Origin of the sequence: Frondihabitans sp. 762G35, from assembly GCF_002074055.1 — a bacterium.
Classification (GTDB): domain Bacteria; phylum Actinomycetota; class Actinomycetes; order Actinomycetales; family Microbacteriaceae; genus Frondihabitans.
Window position 1 is genome coordinate 3,127,808 of record NZ_CP014619.1, and the last position, 21,999, is coordinate 3,149,806.

General features: G+C 72.3%; 22 protein-coding genes. 13 read left to right on the forward strand and 9 right to left on the reverse strand.

The window, feature by feature from the left end; translation table 11 throughout:
* Positions 1-51: 51 nt before the first annotated feature.
* The 6 genes from AS850_RS14825 to AS850_RS14850 form a co-directional block, all read right to left on the reverse strand.
* Complete coding sequence (locus AS850_RS14825; protein WP_119869816.1) at positions 52-1,125, reverse strand: ABC transporter permease; 1,074 nt, start codon at positions 1,123-1,125, stop codon at positions 52-54.
* A complete protein-coding gene (locus AS850_RS14830; protein WP_119869817.1) occupies positions 1,122-2,636 on the reverse strand; it encodes a sugar ABC transporter ATP-binding protein in 1,515 nt (504 codons plus the stop codon). The genes AS850_RS14825 and AS850_RS14830 overlap by 4 nt, the downstream gene beginning before the upstream one ends.
* 60 nt (positions 2,637-2,696) lie before the next feature.
* Positions 2,697-3,665: a sugar-binding protein gene (locus tag AS850_RS14835; protein ID WP_119869818.1), complete on the reverse strand. Its 969-nt coding sequence runs from the start codon at positions 3,663-3,665 to the stop codon at positions 2,697-2,699.
* Positions 3,666-3,749: 84 nt separating this feature from the next.
* On the reverse strand, positions 3,750-5,213 hold the full coding sequence (locus AS850_RS14840; RefSeq protein WP_216819783.1) for a four-carbon acid sugar kinase family protein: 1,464 nt from the start codon (positions 5,211-5,213) through the stop codon (positions 3,750-3,752).
* 7 nt (positions 5,214-5,220) lie between these two features.
* Entirely contained in the window at positions 5,221-5,898 is a 678-nt protein-coding gene (locus tag AS850_RS14845) for an aspartate/glutamate racemase family protein (protein ID WP_119869819.1), read from the reverse strand.
* Between the two features lie 101 nt (positions 5,899-5,999).
* Positions 6,000-6,953, reverse strand: a complete 954-nt coding sequence (locus AS850_RS14850; protein ID WP_119869820.1) for an NAD(P)-dependent oxidoreductase — start codon at positions 6,951-6,953, stop codon at positions 6,000-6,002.
* 119 nt (positions 6,954-7,072) lie between these two features.
* Here AS850_RS14850 and AS850_RS14855 point away from each other — a divergent pair, with 119 nt between their 5' ends.
* The 10 genes from AS850_RS14855 to AS850_RS14900 all read left to right on the forward strand — a co-directional run bounded on the left by AS850_RS14855 (position 7,073) and on the right by AS850_RS14900 (position 16,179).
* Positions 7,073-7,774, forward strand: a complete 702-nt coding sequence (locus tag AS850_RS14855; RefSeq protein WP_119869821.1) for a FadR/GntR family transcriptional regulator — start codon at positions 7,073-7,075, stop codon at positions 7,772-7,774.
* Positions 7,775-7,778: 4 nt separating this feature from the next.
* Entirely contained in the window at positions 7,779-8,435 is a 657-nt protein-coding gene (mobA, locus tag AS850_RS14860) for a molybdenum cofactor guanylyltransferase (protein ID WP_119869822.1), read from the forward strand.
* 4 nt (positions 8,436-8,439) lie between these two features.
* Positions 8,440-8,742 (forward strand): DUF6457 domain-containing protein, encoded by a 303-nt coding sequence (locus AS850_RS16710; RefSeq protein ID WP_236940753.1) that lies wholly within the window; start codon positions 8,440-8,442, stop codon positions 8,740-8,742.
* Positions 8,739-9,917 (forward strand): molybdopterin molybdotransferase MoeA, encoded by a 1,179-nt coding sequence (locus tag AS850_RS14870; protein ID WP_119869823.1) that lies wholly within the window; start codon positions 8,739-8,741, stop codon positions 9,915-9,917. Before AS850_RS16710 ends, AS850_RS14870 begins: the two co-directional genes overlap by 4 nt.
* 10 nt (positions 9,918-9,927) lie before the next feature.
* Positions 9,928-10,797, forward strand: a complete 870-nt coding sequence (fdhD, locus tag AS850_RS14875) for a formate dehydrogenase accessory sulfurtransferase FdhD (RefSeq protein WP_119869824.1) — start codon at positions 9,928-9,930, stop codon at positions 10,795-10,797.
* Complete coding sequence (locus tag AS850_RS14880; protein WP_119869825.1) at positions 10,794-13,100, forward strand: FdhF/YdeP family oxidoreductase; 2,307 nt, start codon at positions 10,794-10,796, stop codon at positions 13,098-13,100. Before fdhD ends, AS850_RS14880 begins: the two co-directional genes overlap by 4 nt.
* A gap of 94 nt (positions 13,101-13,194) precedes the next feature.
* Positions 13,195-13,890: an AzlC family ABC transporter permease gene (locus AS850_RS14885; protein WP_119870361.1), complete on the forward strand. Its 696-nt coding sequence runs from the start codon at positions 13,195-13,197 to the stop codon at positions 13,888-13,890.
* Complete coding sequence (locus tag AS850_RS14890; RefSeq protein ID WP_119869826.1) at positions 13,887-14,198, forward strand: AzlD domain-containing protein; 312 nt, start codon at positions 13,887-13,889, stop codon at positions 14,196-14,198. Before AS850_RS14885 ends, AS850_RS14890 begins: the two co-directional genes overlap by 4 nt.
* A gap of 49 nt (positions 14,199-14,247) precedes the next feature.
* On the forward strand, positions 14,248-14,997 hold the full coding sequence (locus tag AS850_RS14895) for an MBL fold metallo-hydrolase (RefSeq protein WP_119869827.1): 750 nt from the start codon (positions 14,248-14,250) through the stop codon (positions 14,995-14,997).
* 87 nt (positions 14,998-15,084) lie between these two features.
* Positions 15,085-16,179 (forward strand): calcium:proton antiporter, encoded by a 1,095-nt coding sequence (locus AS850_RS14900; RefSeq protein ID WP_119869828.1) that lies wholly within the window; start codon positions 15,085-15,087, stop codon positions 16,177-16,179.
* Positions 16,180-16,203: 24 nt separating this feature from the next.
* On the opposite strand, the gene AS850_RS14905 is transcribed toward AS850_RS14900, so the two are convergent.
* Positions 16,204-16,539: a DUF1294 domain-containing protein gene (locus AS850_RS14905; protein ID WP_119869829.1), complete on the reverse strand. Its 336-nt coding sequence runs from the start codon at positions 16,537-16,539 to the stop codon at positions 16,204-16,206.
* Positions 16,540-16,589: 50 nt separating this feature from the next.
* Here AS850_RS14905 and AS850_RS14910 point away from each other — a divergent pair, with 50 nt between their 5' ends.
* The gene (locus tag AS850_RS14910) at positions 16,590-17,609 is read left to right on the forward strand and encodes a ketopantoate reductase family protein (RefSeq protein ID WP_119869830.1); all 1,020 of its coding nucleotides are present in this window, start codon (positions 16,590-16,592) and stop codon (positions 17,607-17,609) included.
* 371 nt (positions 17,610-17,980) lie between these two features.
* Here the strand turns inward: AS850_RS14910 and AS850_RS14915 are convergent, their stop codons facing one another.
* Both AS850_RS14915 and AS850_RS14920 read right to left on the reverse strand, forming a co-directional pair.
* On the reverse strand, positions 17,981-18,772 hold the full coding sequence (locus AS850_RS14915; RefSeq protein ID WP_119869831.1) for an oxygenase MpaB family protein: 792 nt from the start codon (positions 18,770-18,772) through the stop codon (positions 17,981-17,983).
* Between the two features lie 254 nt (positions 18,773-19,026).
* A complete protein-coding gene (locus tag AS850_RS14920) occupies positions 19,027-19,506 on the reverse strand; it encodes a hypothetical protein (RefSeq protein ID WP_119869832.1) in 480 nt (159 codons plus the stop codon).
* 688 nt (positions 19,507-20,194) lie between these two features.
* Here AS850_RS14920 and AS850_RS14925 point away from each other — a divergent pair.
* Entirely contained in the window at positions 20,195-21,445 is a 1,251-nt protein-coding gene (locus AS850_RS14925; RefSeq protein ID WP_236940754.1) for a chloride channel protein, read from the forward strand.
* A 74-nt stretch (positions 21,446-21,519) separates the two neighbouring features.
* Positions 21,520-21,948: a DUF4383 domain-containing protein gene (locus tag AS850_RS14930; RefSeq protein ID WP_119869833.1), complete on the forward strand. Its 429-nt coding sequence runs from the start codon at positions 21,520-21,522 to the stop codon at positions 21,946-21,948.
* Positions 21,949-21,999: the final 51 nt, after the last annotated feature.

Consider the following 21,999-nt stretch of genomic DNA (forward strand, 5'->3'; position numbering starts at 1 on the left):
ATTCTTCCTTCGGTACGTGCCGCCCGGAGGGGCGACGAGGGGTGGTCGGGGTCAGCGGCGCTTTCGCCACATGTTCAGGGCGACGGCGGCGACGATGATGACGCCGGAGAAGACCTGCTGCCAGTAGGCGGAGATGCCGAGCAGGATGAGGGCGTTCTGGATCAGGAGGAGGAGCGTCGTGCCGAGCGCGGTGCCGAGGATGCCGCCGACTCCGCCGAAGAGGCTCGCGCCGCCGATGACGGCCGCGCCGATCGCGAGGAGTTCGTAGCCGGATCCTGCGGACGGCTGCCCGACGCTGAGTCGGGCGGTCTCGAGGATGCCCGAGATCGATGCCAGCGACGCCGAGATGACGAACACCGCGATCTTGACGCGGCGCACCCGGATGCCGGAGAGCTTCGCGGCCTCCTCGTTCGAGCCGAGGAAGAACACGTGCCGCCCGAAGGTGGTGCGGGTGAGGACCACGTGGGCGCCGAGCGCGATGACGACGGCGACCCACACCGGGATCGGCACCCCGAGCAGGTTGCCCTGGCCGAGGTTCAGGAAGCCGGCGGGGAAGCCGCTGATGGTGGATCCGCTGGTGATGCCGAGGGCGAGGCCGCGCGCGACGGCGAGCATGCCGAGCGTCACCACGAAGGACGGTATCCCGACGTAGGCGTTGATGAGGCCGTTGACGAGCCCGATCGCGGCTCCCGCGACGAGCGCGAGGACGACGGCGAGCACCGGCGGGAACCCGATCGTCACCATGAACTCGCCCGACAGGACGCTCACGAGGGCGACGACGGAGCCGACGGAGAGGTCGATGCCGCCGATGAGGATGACGAAGGTCATGCCCGTGCTGATGATGAGCGCGAGCGCGATCTGGCGGCCGATGACGGTGAGGTTGCCGACGGTGAGGAAGTACGGCGACGCGAACGTCAGGTAGATGACGAGCAGGATGACGACGGCGGCGAGCGTCGACTCCCGCGCCCGGACGACGCGCATCAGGCCGGCGCGGAGCCGCGACGACGTGGTCGGCTGCGCGGGGCCGGGCGGGGTGGACTTCGATCCTGCGGTCTTCGGTGCGGTGGCCGCGCCGGGGCTGACGACGGCGGTGTCGTTCTTCACGGTGACTCCTTCGATGCTCATGAAATCTGCTCCTCGACCCCGGTGGCGAGGGCCATGATCTTCTTCTCGGTGGCTTCCGACCCGCGGATCTCGCCGACGCCGTACCCCTCGCGGAGGACGACGACGCGGTCGGCGAGGCCGAGCACCTCGGAGAGCTCCGAGGAGATGACGAGGACGGCCACCCCCTCGGCGGCGATGGTGCGGATCAGGTGGTAGATCTCGGCCTTGGCACCGACGTCGACGCCGCGCGTCGGCTCGTCGAGGATCAGGACCCGGGGGTTCCTGGCGAGCCAGCGGGCCAGGACGACCTTCTGCTGGTTGCCGCCGCTCAGCGTGCCGGCCGCCACGTCGACCGCGCTGGCGCGCAGGTTGAGCTGCTTCGCGTGGTGGTAGGCGAGGCGGTGGTCCTTGCTGAGGGCGACGAACCCCATCCTGCTGATCGAGGCGAGCGAGGCCGACGAGATGTTCTCGCGGACCGGCAGCCCCAGGAACAGGCCCTGGCTCTTCCGGTCCTCGGGGACGAAGCCGATGCCCGCCGCGATGGCGTCGGACGGGGTGCGCAGGGCGACCTCGCGGCCACCCAGGTGCACGGTGCCGGCCTTCCGCGCCTGCGCGCCGAAGACGGCGAGGGCGGCGTCGCTGCGCCCGGCCCCGATCAGGCCCGCCAGCACGACGATCTCGCCCGGGTCGACGTGGAAGCTGACGTCGTGGAGCAGCGCTCCCGACCCGAGGTTCCGCACCTCGAGGGCAGGATGCTCGGAGATCGGCACCTGGACCTCGCGCGTCCCGTACAGGTCGTCGAGCTCGCGCCCGACCATCATCTGGACGATATCGCCGGGCGTCGTGTCGTGGGCGTCGCGGACGCCGACGACGGCGCCGTCGCGCATCACGGTGATGCGGTCGGCGATCTCGGCGATCTCGCGCATCCGATGCGACACGTAGATGACGCTCACGCCGGAGGCCCGGAGGCGACGGACCAGCGCGAGCAGGGTGTCCACCTCCTCCTCCGTGAGCGACGAGGTGGGCTCGTCCATGACGACGACGCGGGCCTGGACGAGCAGCGCCTTCGCGATCTCCACCATCTGCCGGAGGGCGATGTTGAGGTCGCCCACGATCGTCTTCGGCGACACGTCGATGCCGAGGCCGTCGAGGAGCTCCTTGGAGCCTCGCTCCATGGCGCGGAAGTCGACGGTCCCCCAGCGCGTCTTCGGCTCGCGGCCGACGTAGATGTTCTCGGCGACGCTGAGGTCGTCGGCGAGGTTCAGCTCCTGGTAGATGACGGCGATCCCGGCGTCCTGCGAGTCGCGGGGGCGCTGGATGTCGAGGGGGCGTCCGTCGACCTCGATGGTGCCCTCGTCGGCGCGCTGCGCACCGGCGAGGATCTTCAGGAGCGTGCTCTTGCCGGCTCCGTTCTCGCCCACCAGGGCCATCACCTCGCCGCGGCGGACCGCGAGGGAGACGTCCTTCAGGGCGGTCACGCCGGGGTAGCGCTTCGTGACGCCGCGCATGGCGACGAGTGGTGTGTCAGTCATTGCGTCCTCGTTCGTCGGGGAGGGGGTCGCGCGGCCGGTGGACCGCGCGACCCCGCCGTCCTAGTGGGCCGTCTTGAGGAAGGTGTCGAGGGTGTCGGGCGTGACCGTCACGACTCCGGTGTCGACGTTGAAGCCGTCCTTGAGCGACGACTTCTTGGCGTTCATGTCGCTCAGGATCTTGAGCGCCTGGGCGGTCATGCCGAACGGCTTCTGCGAGATGAGGGCCGACACGCAGCCGCCCTTCATGCCGGCGATGCCCTGGGGCACCACGTCGAAGCCGACCGACTTCACCGACGCGCACTTGCCGCCGGACTTGAGAGCGCCCGCGATGCCGGGGAGGTCGGAGCCGCCGATGCCGACGAAACCGGCGAGGTTCGGGTGGGCCTGCAGGATCGTCTCGGACGCGGACTGCGCCGTGGCGATCGACTCGTTCGACACCTCGGTGGCGACGATCTTCATGTTCGGGTACTTCGCGATGGCCTTCTTGACACCGGTCAGCCGCTGGTTCAGGTTGACGGCGCTGAGGCTGCCGATGACGACTGCCACGTCGCCCTTCTCGCCGACGGACTTCGCGAGGGCCTCGCCGGCCTGCTCGCCCGCGGCGACGTTGTCGGTGCCGATGTAGCCCTGGACCTGGCTGTTCGGCACGGGGCCGTCCCAGGCGATGACCGGGATGCCGGCGGCCCGGGCGGCCGCGATGTCGCTCGTGACGCTCGCGGGGTCGTTCGGGGATATCGCGATGCCGGCGGGGTGCGTGGCGAGGATGGAGTCGAAGATGGCGACCTGGGCGGCCGCGTCGTCGTTCTCCGGGCCGAGGAACTTGGCGGTGACGCCGAGCTTCTTGGCCTCGTCCTCCATGCCCTTGCGGGCGTCGACCCAGTACGGGTTGTTGAGCGACTTCGGCAGGAAGACGAACACGGGCTTGGCGGACGATCCGCCCGCCTGGGCTCCGCCTCCGCCCGCGCTGCAGCCGGTGAGTGCGACCAGGGCGACGGAGACCGTCACGGCGGCCAGAGTGATCTTGCGCATTGTTACTCCTTTGTAAGCGTGCTGATTTCAGGGTGACCTCAGGGGCGAGGTCGGTTGGTGGGGGTCGTGGGGTGGAGGTGCGGGTCAGTTCTCCTCCGGCGGGGTGCGCCGGAGGAGGGTGACGGCCTCGGCGAGGGAGGCCTCGTCGCCGACGTTGCCGGCGAAGACGATGTAGGGGAGGCCGAGCAGGGCGTCCTGGTCGTCGCTTCGGTTGAGCCAGACGGAGACGATGCCGTCGAAGAGCTGACCGGCGACGACGGCCCGCCGGATGCCCAGGCCCTCCGTGGCCGTGTCGCTCGACGTGATCCCGCCCTTCGCCAGCACCCAGCGGATCGGGCAGGAGGCGACGGCCGTCCGCGTCAGGCGCACCAGTGCGCGCGACACGGTCTGGGCGATGACGAGGCTGTCGTGTCCGCTGTCCGCGACGATCCGCTCGCGGCTGGACACCAGGAGGGCTTCGCCCGTTCCGAGGGCCGCGACGAGCTCGTGCTCGCAGCGCAGCAGCTCCGCCTCGGCCTGGTCCGGATCGAGCAGGCGCGGCACGGAGGCCTCGACGACCGCGAGGCCCTCGACGTCGGCGCGGAGCCGCGCGACCTGGCGCGTCGTCAGCTCGACGTGCGACCCGACCACGACGAGGCCGTGGCCCGGTCGATCGCCCTGGGGGAACACCTCCGAGCTGGTGAGCGGCTCCCGCTGCGCCATCCCGAGGCGGGAGGCGACGAACGACGGGCCGGTCCGGCAGAGGACGCGAGCGCCCTGCTCCTGCGCGAGCAGGAGCCCCAGGGTGACGACGTCGAGGTCGCTGTCGTCGAGCGCGTTCACGACCACGGGCACGGCGTCGCGGCAGTCGAGGAGGATGTCGCGGACGCGGGTCGGGCCGCCGACGCGGATGTCGTCGAGACCGATGCTGACGACGGCCGAGGCGGGGATCCCGCCGCGCGTCCGTTCCTCGACGTACTCGCGGATGTCGGAGCTGACGAACCCGAACGTCGCATCCTGCGCGTAGCTCGTCGATGCGACGGGGACGAACGTGTCGCCGTCCTGCACGTAGTGCACGTCGCCCGCGGTCACGCGGCCGGCCGCGATGTAGGCCGGGGCGAGCAGGAGCGCGCCGTACGGCTTGCCCGCGTCGCGGGCGCGGTCGACCAGGACGTCGGTCTCGAGCGGGTAGTGACCGCGCAGCGTGGAGTCGCTGCGGGCGATCAGCGTGTAGTCGACCGAGGCGCTTCCCGCGGCCTCGGCCACGGCCGCCTCGACGGCGCGGATGGTCTCGCGCGCCTCGTCGTCGTTGAGGCCGCGCGTGTTCGTCAGGATGAAGAAGCCCGCGCCCGGCTGCGCGAACGCCCAGTCGAGGTCGCTGCGCGACCACGCGGTCAGCACGGGCACGCCGTGGACGGACTGGCTTCCTGTGGGGTCGTCGTCGAGGACGACGACCCGAGTACCGGAAGTCAGGTTCGCCCGGCGGATCAGGGCCCGGGCGTCGGGGACCTCGAGCGGCGCGGGTGCGGCCGCCCGGAGGTCGCTCGTGGAGGTGGCGAGGAGGGTCACGGCGTCGCTACTTCTGCAGGGCGGCGACGCGCTCGGCCAGGTACTCGACGCCCATGCGGGGGCTGGAGAGCACCTCGAGTCCGGTGCGCTCCGCGAGGACGCCGGCGAGGCGCGACATGGAGGCCTGAGCGAGGACGATGATGTCGACCGACTCGGCGAGGGAGACGGCCTGCTCCGTGACGAGCGCGTCGTGCTTCTCCCGGTCGCCGCCCATGAGCACGTCGAACGCTCCGGCGGCGAGACGCTGCTCGACCTCCACGTCGCGCTCGAGCTCGCGGGCCTTGAGCAGGATGAGGTCGGAGGTCGGTCCGAGCGTCGTCGGCACGGTGGCCAGGACGCCGATCCGCTTCCCGCCGAGCGCGGCCCGGCGGGCCATCTCCTCGTCGACCTTGACGACCGGGGTGTCGACGGCCTGTGCGGCGACGTCGAGGGCCGGCCCGAGGGACGAGCAGGCGGAGAAGATGATGTCGGCTCCGGCGGCCTCGGCGGCCTGGGCCAGGTGGACCATGCGGTCCTCGCTCGACTTCGAGATGCCCTGCTCGCGCACCACCGTGGCGAGCACGTCGGAGTCGACGAAGTGCATGACCTCGGCGTCGGGGATGAGTTCGCCGATGAGGTCGTTGATGACCGGTTCGACCGAGACGAAGACGAAGCTGGTGTGCAGGACGGCGATCTTCTGGGCCATGGTTACTCTCCCTTGAGGTATGACAACAGACGTAAGATGTCTTATGATTGATCACGGAATCGACCGTGTCAAGGGTCAATCCTTCGAGATCTCGAACGTTCTCAGATCGAGGCGTGCGCACCCGTCGCCTCGGGCACCGGCTCGTTCCGGAGAGCGGGGGCGACGACGCGGACCACCGCGGAGTCGTCCGCCGCACCGAGCCCCTGTGCCTGGGCCAGGAGGAAGAGCTGCTCGGCCGCCATCGCGACCGGCGTGGCGAGGGCTGCGGAACGGGAGGCCTCGCCGACGATCCCGAGGTCCTTCACGAAGATGTCCAGGCGGCTGAGGACCTCGGCGCCGTCCTCGTCGTAGGCCTCGAGCATCCGGGGGCCGCGGTTCGAGAGCATGAAGGAGCCCGCGGCTCCTGCCCCCAGGGCCTCGAGCGTCGCGCTCCGGTCGAGCCCGAGCGCGTCGGCGAGCGCGAGCGCCTCCGCCGCCGCGGCGATGTGGACTCCGCAGAGGAGCTGGTTCACGGTCTTGAGAGCCTGCCCGTCACCGGGGGCGTCGCCGACGACGATGAGCGTCGAGGCGAGGTGCGAGAGGACGGGGTCGACGGCGGCGCGCGCCCCCGGCCGACCGCCGACCACGACGAGCAGGTCGCCCGCCCCCGCGCGGGCCGGCCCGCCGGAGAGCGGAGCGTCGACGAGCTCGAGCCCGCGCTCCAGGAGTCGGGCCGCCGTCGCGGGGATGGCCTTCACGCCCACGGTGCTGGTGAGGATGACGACGGCGCCGTCGGCCAAGGCGTCGGCGACCCCGGCCTCCCCGAAGAGCGCCTCGACGAGCTGCGCCTCGGTCCGGACGGCGATGAGGAGCACGTCGGCCCCGGCCGCGGCCTCCCGGGCGGTTCCGGCGACGGAGACGCCCCGGTCGGCCGCCAGCCGGCGTCGGGACTCGTTGAGGTCGAAGGCGTGGACGGCGAAGATCTCGGCCAGGCGCGTCGCCATCGGGAGACCCATCGCCCCCAGCCCCAGGACGGCGACGACGGGACGGGCGGAGGTGTCGGGGTTCGAGGGCATGGATCCTTCTCGGGTGGTCGACGCTGACAGGAAGTAAGACATCCTACCTCTGGCCGACCGACCCCCGGCTAGCCCTAGAATCCAGGAACGAAGTCGACACCGTCGTGTGAGGAGGGGCCGTGGCCCGACAGTCCCTGGTCGCGATGGTCTCCGACGACCTCCTCTCGCGGATCACCTCCGGCGAGTTCCCGCCCGAGTCGACCCTCCCCGGCGAGCAGGATCTCGTGGCGCAGCACGACGTGAGCCGCGTCACCGTCCGCGAGGCCGTCAAGACGCTCGAGGCGCTCGGTGTCGCGCGAGTCGAGCGCGGCCGCGGCACCTTCGTCAACCCGATCAGCCGCTGGACCTCGCTCGAGGCCGTCCTCCGGGCCACGTCCAACGGGCAGAACGACGCGGCGACCGCCGTGCAGCTCATCGAGCTCCGCAGGATGCTCGAGGTCGGAGCGACGGCCCTCGCGGCGCCGCGCATCACCGACGCCGAGCTCGCCGTCCTCGCCGGGCACGTCGAGACGATGCGCCGGACGCACGCGATCAACGACGTCGAGCGCTTCGTCGAGGCCGACCTCGGCTTCCACGACGTCATCCTGCACGCCTCCGGGAACGTCTTCGTCTCCGTCCTCCTGGAGCCGCTCTCGCGCATCCTGGCCACCGGTCGAGCCCAGACCTCGCGGGTCCCGGAGATCCAGGCCCACGCCATCGAGCACCACGCGCGGATCCTGACCGCCCTCGAGACCCGCGACCCCGAGCGCTCCAGCACCGCGATGGAGGACCACATCACGCAGACGCTCGAGGACCTCCGGGCCTACGTCCTCGGCGGCTGAGACGGTGGCGCACGACACGGTGGTGCACGACGCGGTGTCGGACGTGGTCGTGACGCACGACGCCGTCCTCCTCGCCGGCGGCCGGGCCACGCGTCTCGGCGGCATCGACAAGACCGCGCTGCGGGTGGGCGGGGAGACGCTGCTCGACCGGGCCGTCCGCGCCGCGACCGCCGCTCGCCGCCTCGTGATCGTGGGCCTCGACGACGACGCGGCCGCGCCTCCTGCGGCCCTGCGAGCGCGCGAGGAGCCCCGGTGGTCGGGCCCCGCGTCGGCCGTCGCGGCCGGACTCCGCGCCCTCGACGCCCCGGCCGCATGGACCCTCGTGCTCGCCTGCGACGTCCCCCGATCCCCGGAGGCCGTGTCGCTTCTGCTGGCCGCGGCGACGGCGGCCGTCGACGGGGGCGAGGCGCGCGACGGGCTCGTCGCCGTCGACGACGAGGGTCATCGCCAACCGCTCCTCGCCCTCTACCGATCGGCGCCGCTCCGGGCCTCGCTCGCGGAGCACGCCGCCGCGGGCACCCTCGAGAACCTCTCGATGCGCAGGATGCTCGCCCCGCTCGACCTCGTCGACACACCGCTCCCCACCGATCTGACGGCCGACGTCGACACGCCCGACGACGCCGCCCGCCTCGGCGCGTCCGGCCCGCCGCTGATTGACTGACGTCATGAGCACCGACAACGCGCAGCTGCAGCGGTGGGCCGACGAACTCGCCGCCGCCTACGACTTCCCCGAGGGCTTCGAGCTCGACGTCGACGCCGTCCTCGACCTCGCCCGCGACGCGGCGCACGGGGTCGCGAGGCCGGCGGCGCCTCTGACGACGTTCCTCGCCGGCTACGCCGCGGGGCTGCGGGGCGGGTCGGCGGCGGACGTCCGCGAGGCGATCGGCCGGGCCACGGGCATCCTGCAGTCGCGAGACTCCGCGCCCGACGAGACGGCCGACGGGGCCGACGACAGCACGCGGGCGTGACGCTCTCCGGCGGCTCCTGGCTCGACGCGCGCGCCGAGACGCACCGGCAGGCGCTCCTCCGGGCGACCCCGACCGTGATGCGCCCCCTCGTCGAAGCGGCGGGAGCCACCCTGACCCTCGACCTCCTCGCGCCGGGCGACGTGCCCGGCCACGATGGGTCCGCGATGGACGGCTGGGCCACGGCCGGCGCGCCCCCGTGGCTTCTCGGCGAGCCGCTCGTCGCGGGCGACGTCCCCGCCACCGCGGCCCTGGCGGACGGCCACGCCCGCCCCGTCACGACCGGTGCCCCCGTGCCGCCCGGGACGGACGCCGTGCTCCGCTCCGAGGACGGCCTGGTCGAGCCCGGCGACGACGGCGCGCCGCTCCTCCATCGCTCCGCCGAGTCGACCCGCCGGCACATCCGGCCCGCCGGGGAGGAGGTGCGCGCGGGCGACCTGCTCTTCGCGCGCGGCGTCGTGCTGACGCCGCCCCGGGCCGCGCTCGCCGCGGCGTCCGGCGTGGACGAGGTCCCCGTGGCGAGGCCGCCCCGGGCGGCGCTCGTGGTGCTCGGCGACGAGATCGTGCGGGTCGGGGTGCCCCGGGCCGGGCGGGTCCGCGACGTCTTCTCGGGGTCGGTCCCGGGCATCCTGCGGTCTGCCGGAGTCGCGGACATCGAGTCGGCGCACGCGGGCGACGACCCCGAGGCCACGCGACGTGCCCTCGACGTCGACGCCGACCTCGTCGTGTCGACCGGCGGCACCGGCCACAGCAGCGCCGACCACGTGCGCTCGGCCCTCGACGCGCTGGGGGCGGAGATCCTCGTCGAGCGGATCTCGATGCGACCGGGGCGGCCCCTCCTCCTCGCCCGCGTCGGCGATCGCCTCCACCTCTGCCTGCCCGGCAATCCGATGGCCGCGATGGTCGGCCTCGTGCTGGTCGGGCTGCCCCTGATCGACGGACTGCTGGGTCGCCCGCTGCGCCTGCCCGAGGTCGTCCGTCTCGCGGAGGACCTCCGTAACGACAGCCCGCAGGTCGTGGTGCTGGCCTACCGGTCGACCCCCGACGGCGCCGTGGCCGCCCGAAGGCAGACCGCCGCGATGCTCCGCGGCCTGGCCGACGCGGACGGCCTGCTGGTCGTGCCCCCGGGCGGCGCGCTCCGGGGCTCCGATGCGCCCGCTCTCGATCTTCCGTGGTAGGCCTGACCATATGAATCGAATCACGGCGCGGAAGCGCGTCACCCGGGTGACCGTCGGGACGAGTCGATCGGTGCGCGACGACATCCTCGCCGTCGAGGAGCCGCTCGAGATCCGCGTCGGCGGTACCGCCCTGGCCATCACGATGCGCACGCCCGGCAGCGACTTCGACCTCGCCGCCGGCTTCCTCGTCTCCGAGGGCGTCATCGCGCGCGGCGACGACTTCGCCACCGCCCGATACTGCGCGGGCGCCACGGTCGAGGGCCTCAACACCTACAACGTCCTCGACGTGACACTCGCCCCCGGCGTGCCCGCGCCCGATCCGAGCCTGGAGCGCGCGTTCTACACGACCAGCTCCTGCGGCCTCTGCGGCAAGGCGAGCATCGACGCCGTGCGCACGAAGTCGCAGCACGCCGTCCTCCACGACGACCTCGTCCTCGACCCGGCACTCCTGGCGACCTTCCCCGATCGGCTGCGCGAGGCGCAGGACGTCTTCGAGAAGACCGGCGGGCTCCACGCCGCCGCCCTCTTCGACGGGCGCACCGGCCGGATGCTCGTGCTCCGCGAGGACGTCGGCCGCCACAACGCGGTCGACAAGGTCATCGGCTGGGCCGTGAAGGAGAACCTCCTGCCCCTGTCGGGCATGGTGCTCATGGTCTCCGGTCGCGCCAGCTTCGAGCTGACGCAGAAGGCGTCGATGGCCGGGATCCCCGTGCTCTCCGCCGTCTCCGCCCCGTCCTCGCTCGCCGTCGACCTCGCCACCGAGCTGGGGATCACCATCGTCGGCTTCCTCCGCGGCCAGAGCATGGTCGTCTACTCCCGTCCTGACCGTATCCAGGAGCCCGTCGAGGCTCCCCTTCCCGAGATCGTGAGCGCACTGTGACCGAAAAGCCCCCCGTCGACGACGTGACCGATGCCGACATCACCGTCGGCGAACCGCGCTCCTGGGCCGCTGGCGTCCCCGGCGTCCTGCACTCCATGGAGCCGGCGATCAAGCAGCTCGGCCTCGCGCGCACCGTGAAGCTGATGACGTCGCTCAACCAGAAGGACGGCTTCGACTGCATGAGCTGCGCCTGGCCCGACCCGAACCACCGCAAGGTCGCGGAGTTCTGCGAGAACGGTGCCAAGGCCGTCACCTGGGAGGCGAACCCCGTGCTCGTCCCGCGCACGTTCTGGTCGCAGCACTCGATCGACGACCTGCTCGACAAGACGGAGTACTGGCTCGGGATGCAGGGTCGCATCACGGAGCCCGTCTACAAGCCCGCGGGAGCCGACCACTACGAGCCCGTCACGTGGGACCGCGCCTTCGAGATCATCGCCGCGAAGCTGAACTCCCTCGAGTCGCCCGACGAGGCCTCGTTCTACACCTCGGGCCGGACCTCCAACGAGGCCGCCTTCCTCTACCAGCTGTTCGTGCGCGCCTTCGGCACCAACAACCTGCCGGACTGCTCGAACATGTGCCACGAGTCGACCGGAACCGCGATGAGCGAGGTCGTCGGGATCGGCAAGTCGACGATCGCGTACGACGACTTCGAGCAGGCCGACCTCATCATCGTGATGGGCCAGAACCCGGGTACCAACCACCCGCGCATGCTGACCGCTCTCGAAGACGCGAAGAACAACGGGGCGAAGATCGTCGCGGTCAATCCGCTTCCCGAGGCGGGTCTGCGTCGCTACAAGAACCCGCAGCTCGTCAAGGGCATCATCGGCCGCGGCACCGAGATCGCCGACCAGTTCCTCCAGATCCGGCTCGGCGGCGACATGGCCCTGCTGCAGGCCGTCTCGAAGCGGGTCCTCGCCGCCGAGGCCGCCGCTCCGGGCACCGTCCTCGACCACGCCTTCCTCGAGGAGTACACGCTGGGCCTCGCCGAGCTGACCGCGCACCTCGCCGAGGTCGACGAAGACGAGGTGCTCCTCGCCACCGGCCTCACCACGGCGGAGATCGACGAGCTGGCCGATCGCTACATCCACTCCGAGCGCGTCATCATCACCTGGGCGATGGGCATCACGCAGCACAAGAAGTCCGTCGAGACCATCAAGGAGATCCTCAACCTGCTGCTGCTCCGCGGCAACATCGGCAAGCCTGGCGCCGGCGCCTCGCCGATCCGCGGCCACAGCAACGTGCAGGGCGACCGCACCATGGGCATCTGGGAGAAGATGTCCGACACGTTCCTCGACGCGCTCGAGAAGGAGTTCTCCTTCGAGCCGCCGCGCGAGCACGGCGTCGACGCCCTCAAGGGCATCAAGGCGATGCAGACCGGCGACATCAAGTTCTGGATGGGCATGGGCGGCAACCTCGTCGCCGCCATCTCCGACACCCAGGCCGCCGAGAAGGCGTTCCGCGGGACCGAGATGACCGTGCAGGTCTCGACGAAGCTGAACCGCTCGCACGCGGTCGTGGGCACGGAAGCCCTGATCCTGCCGACCATGGGCCGGACCGAGATCGACATCCAGGAGGCCGGACCCCAGTTCGTCAGCGTGGAAGATACGGTCTGCTCGGTGCACGGCAGCCACGGCCAGGTGCCTCCCGTCGCCCCGGGCCTCCTCTCCGAGGTCGCCATCATCTCGCGGCTCGCCCGGGCCACCCTCGGCGACCGCGTGCCCATCGATTGGAAGTCGATGGAGGACGACTACAGCGTCATCCGGAAGCACATCAGCCGCGTCGTCCCGGGCTTCGACGACTACGACCGCCGCGCCGCCTCGAAGGAGGGCTTCGTGCTGCCCAACGGGCCGCGGGACTCCCGGACCTTCACCACGAAGACCGGCAAGGCGATGCTGACCGTCAACGAGCTGGAGCACGTGGAGCGACCCGAGGGCACCCTGCTCCTGCAGACCATGCGCTCGCACGACCAGTACAACACCACGATCTACAGCCTCAACGACCGCTACCGCGGCATCAAGAAGGGGCGCGAGGTCGTCTTCGTGAACCCCCTCGACCTCGAGGAGCTGGGGATCGAGGACGGCCAGCACGTCGACATCGAGACCGTCTGGCACGACGGCGCGGAGCGGGCCCTCCGCGGCTACCGTGTCGTGGCGTACCCGAGCGCGCGCGGCTGCGCGGCGGCGTACTTCCCCGAGGCGAACGTCCTGGTCCCGCTCGACAGCGCCGCCGACCACAGCAACACGCCCGTGTCGAAGGCGATCCCCGTGCGGCTCACCCCGGTCAAGGTGGCGGTCGGCGTCTGACCCCGGGGCGGTGGCGGTCCGGTCGCGCCGGGTCGCCGCCGCCCTGCGGCGTCGCCGCCGCTCCTGCCGGGTCGCCGCCGCCTACGATCGTCAGGTGCCGACTCCTCTCCGCCGCTCCCCGGGCGCCCGCGTCGGCCTCTCGATCGCGATCGCGACCGGTCTCTACGGGGTCTCGTTCGGAGCCCTCTCCGTGGCGTCCGGCCTGACCGTCTGGCAGACCTGCGTCCTCAGCCTCGTCCTCTTCTCCGGCGGCTCGCAGTTCGCGTTCATCGGCGTCGTCGGCGGCGGCGGTGCCGCGTCGGCGGCGGCAGGAGCAGCGGCGCTCCTGGGCGTCCGGAACGCCGTCTACGGGATGCAGCTGAACGCTCTGCTCCACCCCCGCGGCTGGCGGCGCTTCGCCATGGCGCAGGTCACGATCGACGAGTCGTTCGCGACGAGCACCGGCCAGATCGACGACACCGAACGGCGCCGCGGCTTCTGGGTCGCCGGGCTCGGGGTCTTCGTCCTCTGGAACCTCTTCACCCTCGCGGGAGCCCTCGCCGGAGACGCCCTCGGCGACCCCAAGCGCTTCGGGCTCGACGGGGCGGCCGTCGCCGCCTTCCTGGCGCTGCTCTGGCCGCGGCTCCGGACCCGCGACGCCGGAGCCGTCGCCGTCGCCTGCGCGCTCGTCACCGCCGTCGCGATCCCGGCCTTGCCCCCGGGCCTCCCCATCCTCACCGCCGCCGTCGTCGCCGCTCTCGTCGGCTGGTTCGCACGACCGCGACTCGAGACGACGCAGGAGCCGACGTGACCACCTGGATCTGGATCGCCGTCGCCTGCGTGGTCGCCTACGTCACGAAGCTCCTGGGCTACCTCGTCCCGAAGAAGTGGCTGGCGGACAAGCGGGTCGCGCGCGTCGCGGCCACGCTGACCATCGGGCTCCTGGCGTCGCTCACCGTCACGAACACCCTCGCGACCGGGCAGCACCTCGTGCTCGACGCGCGGCTCGGGGCCCTCCTCGCGGCGCTGGTGGCCCTGCTCCTGCGAGCCCCCTTCCTCGTCGTTGTCGTCGTCGGAGCCGCTGCGGCCGCCGGACTCCGCCTTCTCGGGCTGCCGTGACCGGCCCGTCGTCCCGGCCGACGCTCCACGGCTGTCTACGATCGGCAGGATGAGGAAGCCCGCCCCCGCCTCCGTGACCGACCTCGGCGACGGGGTGTTCTTCGTCCGTGCCTCCGCCGTCAACTGGCTCGTGCTCGTCGACGGCGACTCCCTCACGCTCGTCGACACCGGCTATCCGGGCGACGCGGACGCCCTCGACGGGTCGCTGGCCGAGATCACCCGGCGGACCGGGGCCGGACACCTCGAGGCCGTGCTCGTCACACACGCCCACAGCGACCACATCGGATCGCTCGGGCGGCTCCACGCCGGGAGCGGCGGTCGGCTCGACGTCTTCGCGAGCGCCGAGGAGGTGCCGCACGTGAGGCGCGAGGTGCTGCACCAGGTGTCGGTGAAGGACCTCGTTCGACACGCCTACGACCCGCGCGTGCTGCGCTGGGCCCTGCACGCCACCGGGCCGGAGCGGGGCCTCGACGACGTCGCTTTCGGACCCGTGAAACCCCTCGTCACGGGCTCGGCCCTCGACGTCCCCGGCCGGCCCGTGGCGCTGCTCGCGCCGGGACACACGCCCGGCCACACCGTCTACCACCTGCCGCAGCACGGGCTGCTCGTCACGGGCGACGCGCTGGTCAGCGGCCACGCCACCGTCCGCCGCACCGGACCGCAGACGCTCCCCGGCTTCTTCAACCACGACGAGGAGCGGACGCGGGAGACCGCCGATCGGCTCGCCCTGTTCGACGCGGACCGCTTCGCACCCGGCCACGGGCCGGTGGCGGCCCTGCCGCACCGGGTGCTGGGGTAGGCCCGGGGTCGGCGCGTCGCGGCCGGGCCCGCCGCAGCTCTCCCAGCGGGCTTTCGGTAGGCTCGAAGCCCAGACGGAGGGACATCCATGGTCGACACCCTGAGAAAAGCCGGCCCGATCGTCGTCCCGATCCTGGCGCTCGTCGCCCTCGTGGCGACGTACCACCGCACGCTGCCCTTCGCGGTCGTGATCCTCGTCGGCGTGATCCTGATCGCGGCGGTGCTGGCGGCGGTCCACCACGCCGAGGTCGTGGCGCACAAAGTCGGCGAGCCGCTCGGCTCCATCGTTCTCGCGGTCGCGGTCACCGTGATCGAGGTGGGGCTGATCATCACGCTGATGATCGGCGGCGGCGACCACGGCACCGAGACGCTGGCCCGCGACACCGCCTTCGCCGCGGTGATGATCACCTGCAACGGGATCGTCGGGCTGTCGCTCCTGCTCGGCTCCCTGCGCCACGGCCTGCCCCGCTTCAACTCGGAGGGGACCGGAGCCGCCCTCGGCGTCGTCGCCACCCTCGCCGGCCTCACGCTCGTGCTGCCCACGTTCACGGTCGGCGCCTCCGGCGGGCGCTTCACGGGCATCCAGCTCGCCTTCATCGCCGTCGTCGCCCTCGCCCTCTACGTCGCCTTCATCTCGACGCAGACCGGGCGCCACCGCGACTTCTTCCTGCCCGTCGAGGTGCCGGGCAAGCCCGCCGACGAGGATCACCACGCCGACCCGCCGAGCACGCGCGCGACCGTGATCAGCCTCGTCCTGCTGGCCGTCTCGCTGCTCTCCGTGGTCGGACTCGGCCACGCCGTGTCACCCGCCATCGAGGGCGGGCTCGCCGCGGCCGGAATCCCGAGCACGTTCGTCGGCGTCGTGATCGCCTTCATCGTGCTGCTGCCCGAGGGCATCGCCGCCTCGCGCGCCGCCCTCAAGAACCGCCTGCAGACGAGTATCAACCTCGGCTACGGCTCCGCCATCGCCAGCATCGGCCTCACCGTGCCGGCCATCGCCGTCGCGAGCATCTGGCTGGAGGGCCCGCTCGTGCTGGGGCTCGGGCCGGTGCAGATCGTCCTGCTCGTGCTGACCATGATCGTGAGCACGCTCACGATCGCCCCCGGCCGGTCGACGCGGCTGCAGGGGATCATCCACCTCATCATCCTGGCGTCGTTCGTCTTCCTCGCGATCAGCCCGTAGAGCCGCTCGCTTCGTTCCGCCGCGTCAGACCAGCAGGAGCACCACCACGGCGTTCACGACGACGGTCGCCCAGAACGCGAGCTGGAACGACCTCTTGCGCGTCTTGTGCCGGAACACCTGCTGCGCGACGACACCTCCCGGCCAGCCGCCGAGGAGGCCGACCACCAGGAGATTCCGCTCCGAGACGCGCCAGCGACCGGCCCGGGCGGCGGACTTGTCGACCGCGTACACGACGGCGAGCAGCACGCTCAGTGCCACGTGGATCCAGAGCATCCCGGCCGGGAACGCACGCACGGCGTCGCGCCACACGAACAGGGCCGCGTAGACGGGGACGGACAGCAGGGGGACGACGGAGCGCATCCGGCAACGGTAGCGGGGCGCGTCCGGCGCGGGGGTGCCACGCTGGAGGTATGAGATACGTGATCGTGGGAGCCGGGGCCGTCGGGGGAACGCTCGGGGGGAGGCTCGCTCAGTACGGGCATCCTGCGGTGCTGATCGCCCGGGGCGAGCACGGGGCGGCGATCACCGCGGACGGGCTGCGGCTGCGGTCGCCGGACGAGGACGTGCGGATCCGCGTGCCCGTCGCAGCGACGCCGGATGAGGTCGAGTTGAGGGACGACGACGTCCTCGTCTTCGCCACGAAGACGCAGCAGGTCGAGGCGGCCGTGCGGGAATGGGTGGACCGGCCGGTGAGGGACGCGGGCGGATCCGTCGTGGGGACGGCCGGCGAGCTGTTGCCCGCCCTGACGGCGCTCAACGGCGTGGAGAGCGAGCGGATCGCGCTGCGGGCGTTCGCGCGGGTGTTCGGCGTGTGCGTGTGGCTACCCGGTGTGCACCTGACGGCCGGGGAGGTGGCCGTCCGGATCGGGCCGTCGAGTGGGACGTTCATCATGGGGCGGTTCGGCGGGCCGGCGGACGGCGCGTCGGATGCCGCCTTCCTGGAGCAGGTGGCGGCGGACTGGCGGGCGGCGACGTTCCGGGTGTTCGTCGTCGACGACGTGATGGCGTGGAAGCACCGGAAGCTGCTCGCCAACCTCGGGAACGCCGTCCAGGCGCTCATCGGGTCGGAGCGGAGCGGCGCCTCGCGGCGCCTCCGGGAGGAAGCGGCCTCCGTCTACGCCGCCGCCGGCATCGAGGTGCCGAGCGACGAGGCGGAGGAGGCGTGGCGGGGGAACGCGTTCGACATCCGCGACGTCCCCGGCCTCGAGGGGGAGCTCGGCGGGTCGTCCTGGCAGTCGCTCGCGCGGGGCGGATCCATCGAGACGGACTTCCTCAACGGCGAGATCGTACTGCTCGCGCGGTCGCTGGGGATGCGGGCGCCGCTCAACGCGGTGGTGCAGGGGCTGGCGCGGCGCGCCGGGGCGGCGCGGGCGGGTGCGGGGTCGATGTCGGCGGCGGAGCTCGACGCCGCGCTGGCGGCGGGCCGCTAGCGCCGCTGCGCCCTGCCGCCGGCGCGGACCCCTCCCGCGGCTCGCCGCCTGAACCCGGCCGCTGGCGCGGCCCGTCCCGCTGGCGGCGTCCCGCCGCTGGCGCGGCCTGCCGCGCTTCCGCGCGGGCAACTCAGGGTGGGCGCGGCCCCTGCGGGGCCCGCACCCTGCCGCGCCGCGCGGACGCGTCCGCCCAGCCTGAGATGCCGACCCGCGGCTCCTGCCCCACCGGCCGCCACGCGGGCCAACGCCGTGCGGGCAACTCAGGCTGGGCGCGGCCCCCGCGGGGCCCGCACCCCGCGACGCCGCGCGGACGCGTCCGCCCAGCCTGAGATGCCGACCCGCAGCTCCTGCCCCACCGGCCGCAGTCGCACTCAGCTGTCGTGCGGCGTTCCCGCCAGGGCCCGCAACCGCCGGAGGTAGTAGCGCTTCGGCGCGGTGCGCAGCCGCACCGGCAGCCTCGGGTACACGAAAGCGACGATCGACCACAGCCGATCGAATCGTCGCTGCCGGGCGGCGTTCCACGTCATCCCGTACATCTCCCGCACACGCGGCGGAAGGAAGCCCGCCGTCACGAACCGGTTCAGTGGCATGAGCGCCCGCACCCAGCGCGGGGCGGCCTCCGCTCTCCAGAGCGCATCCGCCTGGCCGCGGATCGTCTCGTCGACCCGCAGCGCCGCCACGGAGTCGCGCCAGTAGGCGGCGAACGCCGCGCGGTCCGGTGGCCACGCCCCCGGCGGCAGGTCGAGCTCCGTGCCGAGGGCCGCGTACCGGACGTACAGGTCGTCCGCGACGGCCTCGGGCGGGTTGCCCAGCGTGCGCGCGTAGACGCGGGTCCCGGTGTCGTAGAGGGTCGCCGCAACCCACAGCTGGAGGTCGGGGTCGCGCGCGTCGTAGGCCGGTGCGTAGCCGGAGGCCTCGGCGTGGACGGGGGCGTGCATCCTGCTCACGTAGCGAGCCGCGACGGCGCGATCGTCGGGCGTCCCGGCGGTCACCGCGTAGACGTAGGTCAGGGTGCCGTGGAGGCGGGCGAGTGGATTGCGAACGAAGTCGCTGTGCCTCGCGACTCCGTAACCGACCTCGGGACGGGCGAGCTGCAGGAGGATCGCGCAGCCGGCTCCGGCGAGGAGGACGGCCTCGAACGCGGGATCGACGGGGCGGGGCATGCTCGGAGCGTACCCGGCGGCGCGCGGGCCGCGGTGCCGGGCGGCCGGCAGGATCCGCGCGATCTCCGGCCGGGCGCCCCGGGCGGCAACTCAGGCTGGAACGGGCCCGCGGTCGCGGCGTTCCCGCAGCGAGCACGCCCGGAGGCGTCGTCCAGCCTGAGTTCTCGGCAGAAGCATCCGTCGCCACCTCTCCCCCACAGCACGGACTCGGCCCGGCGTTCTCCCCAGACGCCCACACGCGACCCCGGCGGAGCTCACCACGACACCACGCTGTCCGCATGCACTCTCTCGTCGATCTCGTGTCCCAGCTCGGCTCCGGCTTCCTCCACAAGCGCGACCTGGCGGCGGCCGGCGCCAGCGATCGCGAGCTGACGCGCGCCGTGCGAGACGGTCGCCTGCGCCGCCCGCGGCGGGGCTGGTACACGACGCTTCCCGCGTCCGATCCGCGGTTCGTAGCGGTGCGCGTCGGCGGGCGCCTCACCGGCGTCTCCGCGCTCGCCCAGCTCGGGGCGTGGCTCCGCGAGAGGGAACCGCCGATCGTCGTGTCCGTGGCGCCCAATGCGTCCAGGCTCCGACGCGTCGGCGGCGTGCGCGTGGTGTGGGACACCCGGGAGATCGTCCGACGCGGCACGGCCTGGTCCGTCGATCCGTGGGACGCCCTTCGGGAGGCCCTGCTGCAGGTCCCCTTCGAAGACGCGGTCGCGCTCGTCGACTGGGCGCTTCACGAGAACCACCTGCGCTTCGACGATCTCGGCGATCTCTGCCGGGGGCTACCGGGAGACATCGCGCTGATCGAGTCCTGGGTGGATCCGTCGTGCGAGAGCTACCTCGAGAGCATCACTCGCACACGGCTGAGGCTCGCGGGCCACCACGTGAGCAGCCAGCACCCGCTGCCGAACGGCCAGCGGGTCGACCTCCTGGTCGACGACGTCGTGGGGCTGGAGACGGACGGACGGGCGTTCCACGGGGCATCGTTCGAGGCGGACCGCCTCAAAGACCTGTCCATCGCGATCGACGGTCGCACACCCCTGCGGGTGAGCTACCGGATGGTGGAGCAGAGCTGGGGCAGGATCCTCGAGGCCGTGCAGGCAGCCGTCGTGCAGCATCGACGGGGCGGTCTCGTCTGCGCCGAGAATTCAGGCCGGGCGCGGGTGCGGCCCGGCAACAAGACCCGGGCGTGGCGGCTCGCCGCGGCGGGACGGCGCCGCCGGCCTGAGTTGCCGACGGCGGCAGCGGGAGCAGGAGGGGGAGCGGCAGCGGGAGGGGCAGGAGCGGCAGCGAGAGCGGGAGGGGAGCAGCAGCGGGAGGGGGAGCCGGAGCGGCAGCGAGAGGGGCGGGGGCAGGAGCAGCGGCACGCACACACCACGCGCACCGGCGCGCAGCGCGGCTGGCGCCGTTCCCGCGCCTCGCTACGATCGTGGGGTGACCTCAGCCCCCGCGCACGCCTCGTGGCTCGTCCGCCTCGTCTTCGTCACCCTCCTCGTGGGAGTCGGCGCGGGCATCGCGGGCATGGCCGCCAGCTTCGCCCTGCACGGCATCGAGCACCTGGTCTACGGATTCGGCGAGGGGACCTTCCTCGACGACCTGCCGACGCCGTCGAGCGGCCTCAAGGTGCTCGCCCTCGCGAGCGCGGGCGTCGTCGGCGGCATCGGCTGGTGGGCTCTCCGCCGCTGGGGCCGCCCGGTCGTCCCGGTCGAGCAAGCGGTCGAGGGGCGCAGGATGCCCGTCCTCGTCACCCTCGGAAACGTCGCGCTCCAGATCGTCATCGTGGGCCTGGGCGCCTCGATCGGCCGGGAGGTGGCGCCGCGCGAGCTGGCCGCGCTGGTCGCTCAGTGGATAACCCGCAAGACCGGTGTCACGGCCCGCGAGACGCGGATCCTCGTGGCGTGCGGTGCGGGAGCAGGACTCGCGGCCGTCTACGACGTCCCCCTGGCCGGTGCCGTCTTCGCCGTCGAGATCCTTCTCGCCGAGCTGAGCATCGCCACGATCATCCCGGCGCTGGCGACGTCCGCGATCGCCGCCCTCGTCGCCCGCCTCGTCACCTCCGCCGCGCCGCTGTACTCCGTGCCGCCGCTCGAGCTCAGCCCGTCGCTGATCGTCTGGTCGGTCCTCGTCGGTCCGGTGATCGGGTTCGCCGCTCTCGCGTTCGTCGTCCTGATCAAGTGGGCGGGAGCCCGTCGCCCCAAGAACTGGCTGATCCTCGTCGTCATGCCCGTCCTCTTCACGCTGGTCGGTGTCATCTCGATCTGGCTCCCCGACGTCCTCGGCAACGGTCGCGCGCTGGGTCAGCTGAGTTTCGCCGCGACGGCCTCGCTGGGTTTCATCGCGCTCACGGTCGTGGCCAAGCTGTTCACGACGACAGTCACGATCGGCGCGGGCGCGGCCGGCGGCACGCTCCAGCCGGCTCTCGCCCTGGGAGCCGGGATCGGCGCGGTCCTGGGCGGCCTGTGGCTCGTCGTCTGGCCCGGATCGGGCATCGCCGCCTTCGCGTTCGTCGCGGCCGCGGCTTTCCTCTCGGCCTCGATGAAGGCCCCGCTGACGGCCCTGGTCCTCGTGGTCGAGTTCACCGGACAGGGCCTCACGCTCCTCGTCCCCACCCTCCTCGCCATCGGCGGTTCGGTGGCGGTCAGCTACATGGTCGACCGGCGGAGACGTCTGATCGCGGTCGACTGACCGGGCCCCTCCCGGAGACCCAATAGTCTGGAGCCGGAAGCATTTCGCGCATCCTGCATCTGGAGGCCCCACCCATGAGCTCGTCCGTCAGCCTCAGCCAGTCCCCCAACCGACTGCTCGGCATCGTCGTCGGCATCGTCCTGCTGCTCGTCGGCCTCCTCGGCTTCTTCGTCGCCACGCCCTATCCCTTCGCCACTCCGCAGGGCGGTGTCGTGATCGGCCTGTTCGCCTCGAACGGGCTGCTGGCGTCGATCCACGTCGTCCTGGGTGCCGTGCTGCTCATCTGCGCCCTTTCGGCGGCCCTCGCCGCGAAGCTCGCGAACCTCCTCGTCGGCGTGATCACGCTCGTCCTGGGCGCGTTCGGCCTCTTCTTCGATCACACCGCGGCGAACATCTTCGCGCTCAACGGCGGCGACAACCTGCTGCACTTCATCGTGGCGGTGCTCCTGCTCATGGTCGGGTACGCCACCGACAAGCTCATCAAGCCGCGCGTCAAGCAGTAGCCCCGGGCATCCTGCGGTCTCGAGAGACGGGCAGGAGCCTCGTTCCCACCG

Coding starts and splice junctions, on each gene's coding strand:
- AS850_RS14850 (WP_119869820.1), bottom strand. CDS start 6,953: ATGCCCTCGAACCCCGACACCTCCGCCCGTCCCGTCGTCGCCGTCCTG.
- AS850_RS14845 (WP_119869819.1), bottom strand. CDS start 5,898: ATGGCCCAGAAGATCGCCGTCCTGCACACCAGCTTCGTCTTCGTCTCG.
- AS850_RS14930 (WP_119869833.1), top strand. CDS start 21,520: ATGAGCTCGTCCGTCAGCCTCAGCCAGTCCCCCAACCGACTGCTCGGC.
- AS850_RS14905 (WP_119869829.1), bottom strand. CDS start 16,539: ATGCGCTCCGTCGTCCCCCTGCTGTCCGTCCCCGTCTACGCGGCCCTG.
- fdhD (WP_119869824.1), top strand. CDS start 9,928: ATGAATCGAATCACGGCGCGGAAGCGCGTCACCCGGGTGACCGTCGGG.
- AS850_RS14825 (WP_119869816.1), bottom strand. CDS start 1,125: ATGAGCATCGAAGGAGTCACCGTGAAGAACGACACCGCCGTCGTCAGC.
- AS850_RS14830 (WP_119869817.1), bottom strand. CDS start 2,636: ATGACTGACACACCACTCGTCGCCATGCGCGGCGTCACGAAGCGCTAC.
- AS850_RS14915 (WP_119869831.1), bottom strand. CDS start 18,772: ATGCCCCGCCCCGTCGATCCCGCGTTCGAGGCCGTCCTCCTCGCCGGA.
- AS850_RS14835 (WP_119869818.1), bottom strand. CDS start 3,665: ATGCGCAAGATCACTCTGGCCGCCGTGACGGTCTCCGTCGCCCTGGTC.
- AS850_RS14910 (WP_119869830.1), top strand. CDS start 16,590: ATGAGATACGTGATCGTGGGAGCCGGGGCCGTCGGGGGAACGCTCGGG.
- AS850_RS14900 (WP_119869828.1), top strand. CDS start 15,085: ATGGTCGACACCCTGAGAAAAGCCGGCCCGATCGTCGTCCCGATCCTG.
- AS850_RS14895 (WP_119869827.1), top strand. CDS start 14,248: ATGAGGAAGCCCGCCCCCGCCTCCGTGACCGACCTCGGCGACGGGGTG.
- AS850_RS16710 (WP_236940753.1), top strand. CDS start 8,440: ATGAGCACCGACAACGCGCAGCTGCAGCGGTGGGCCGACGAACTCGCC.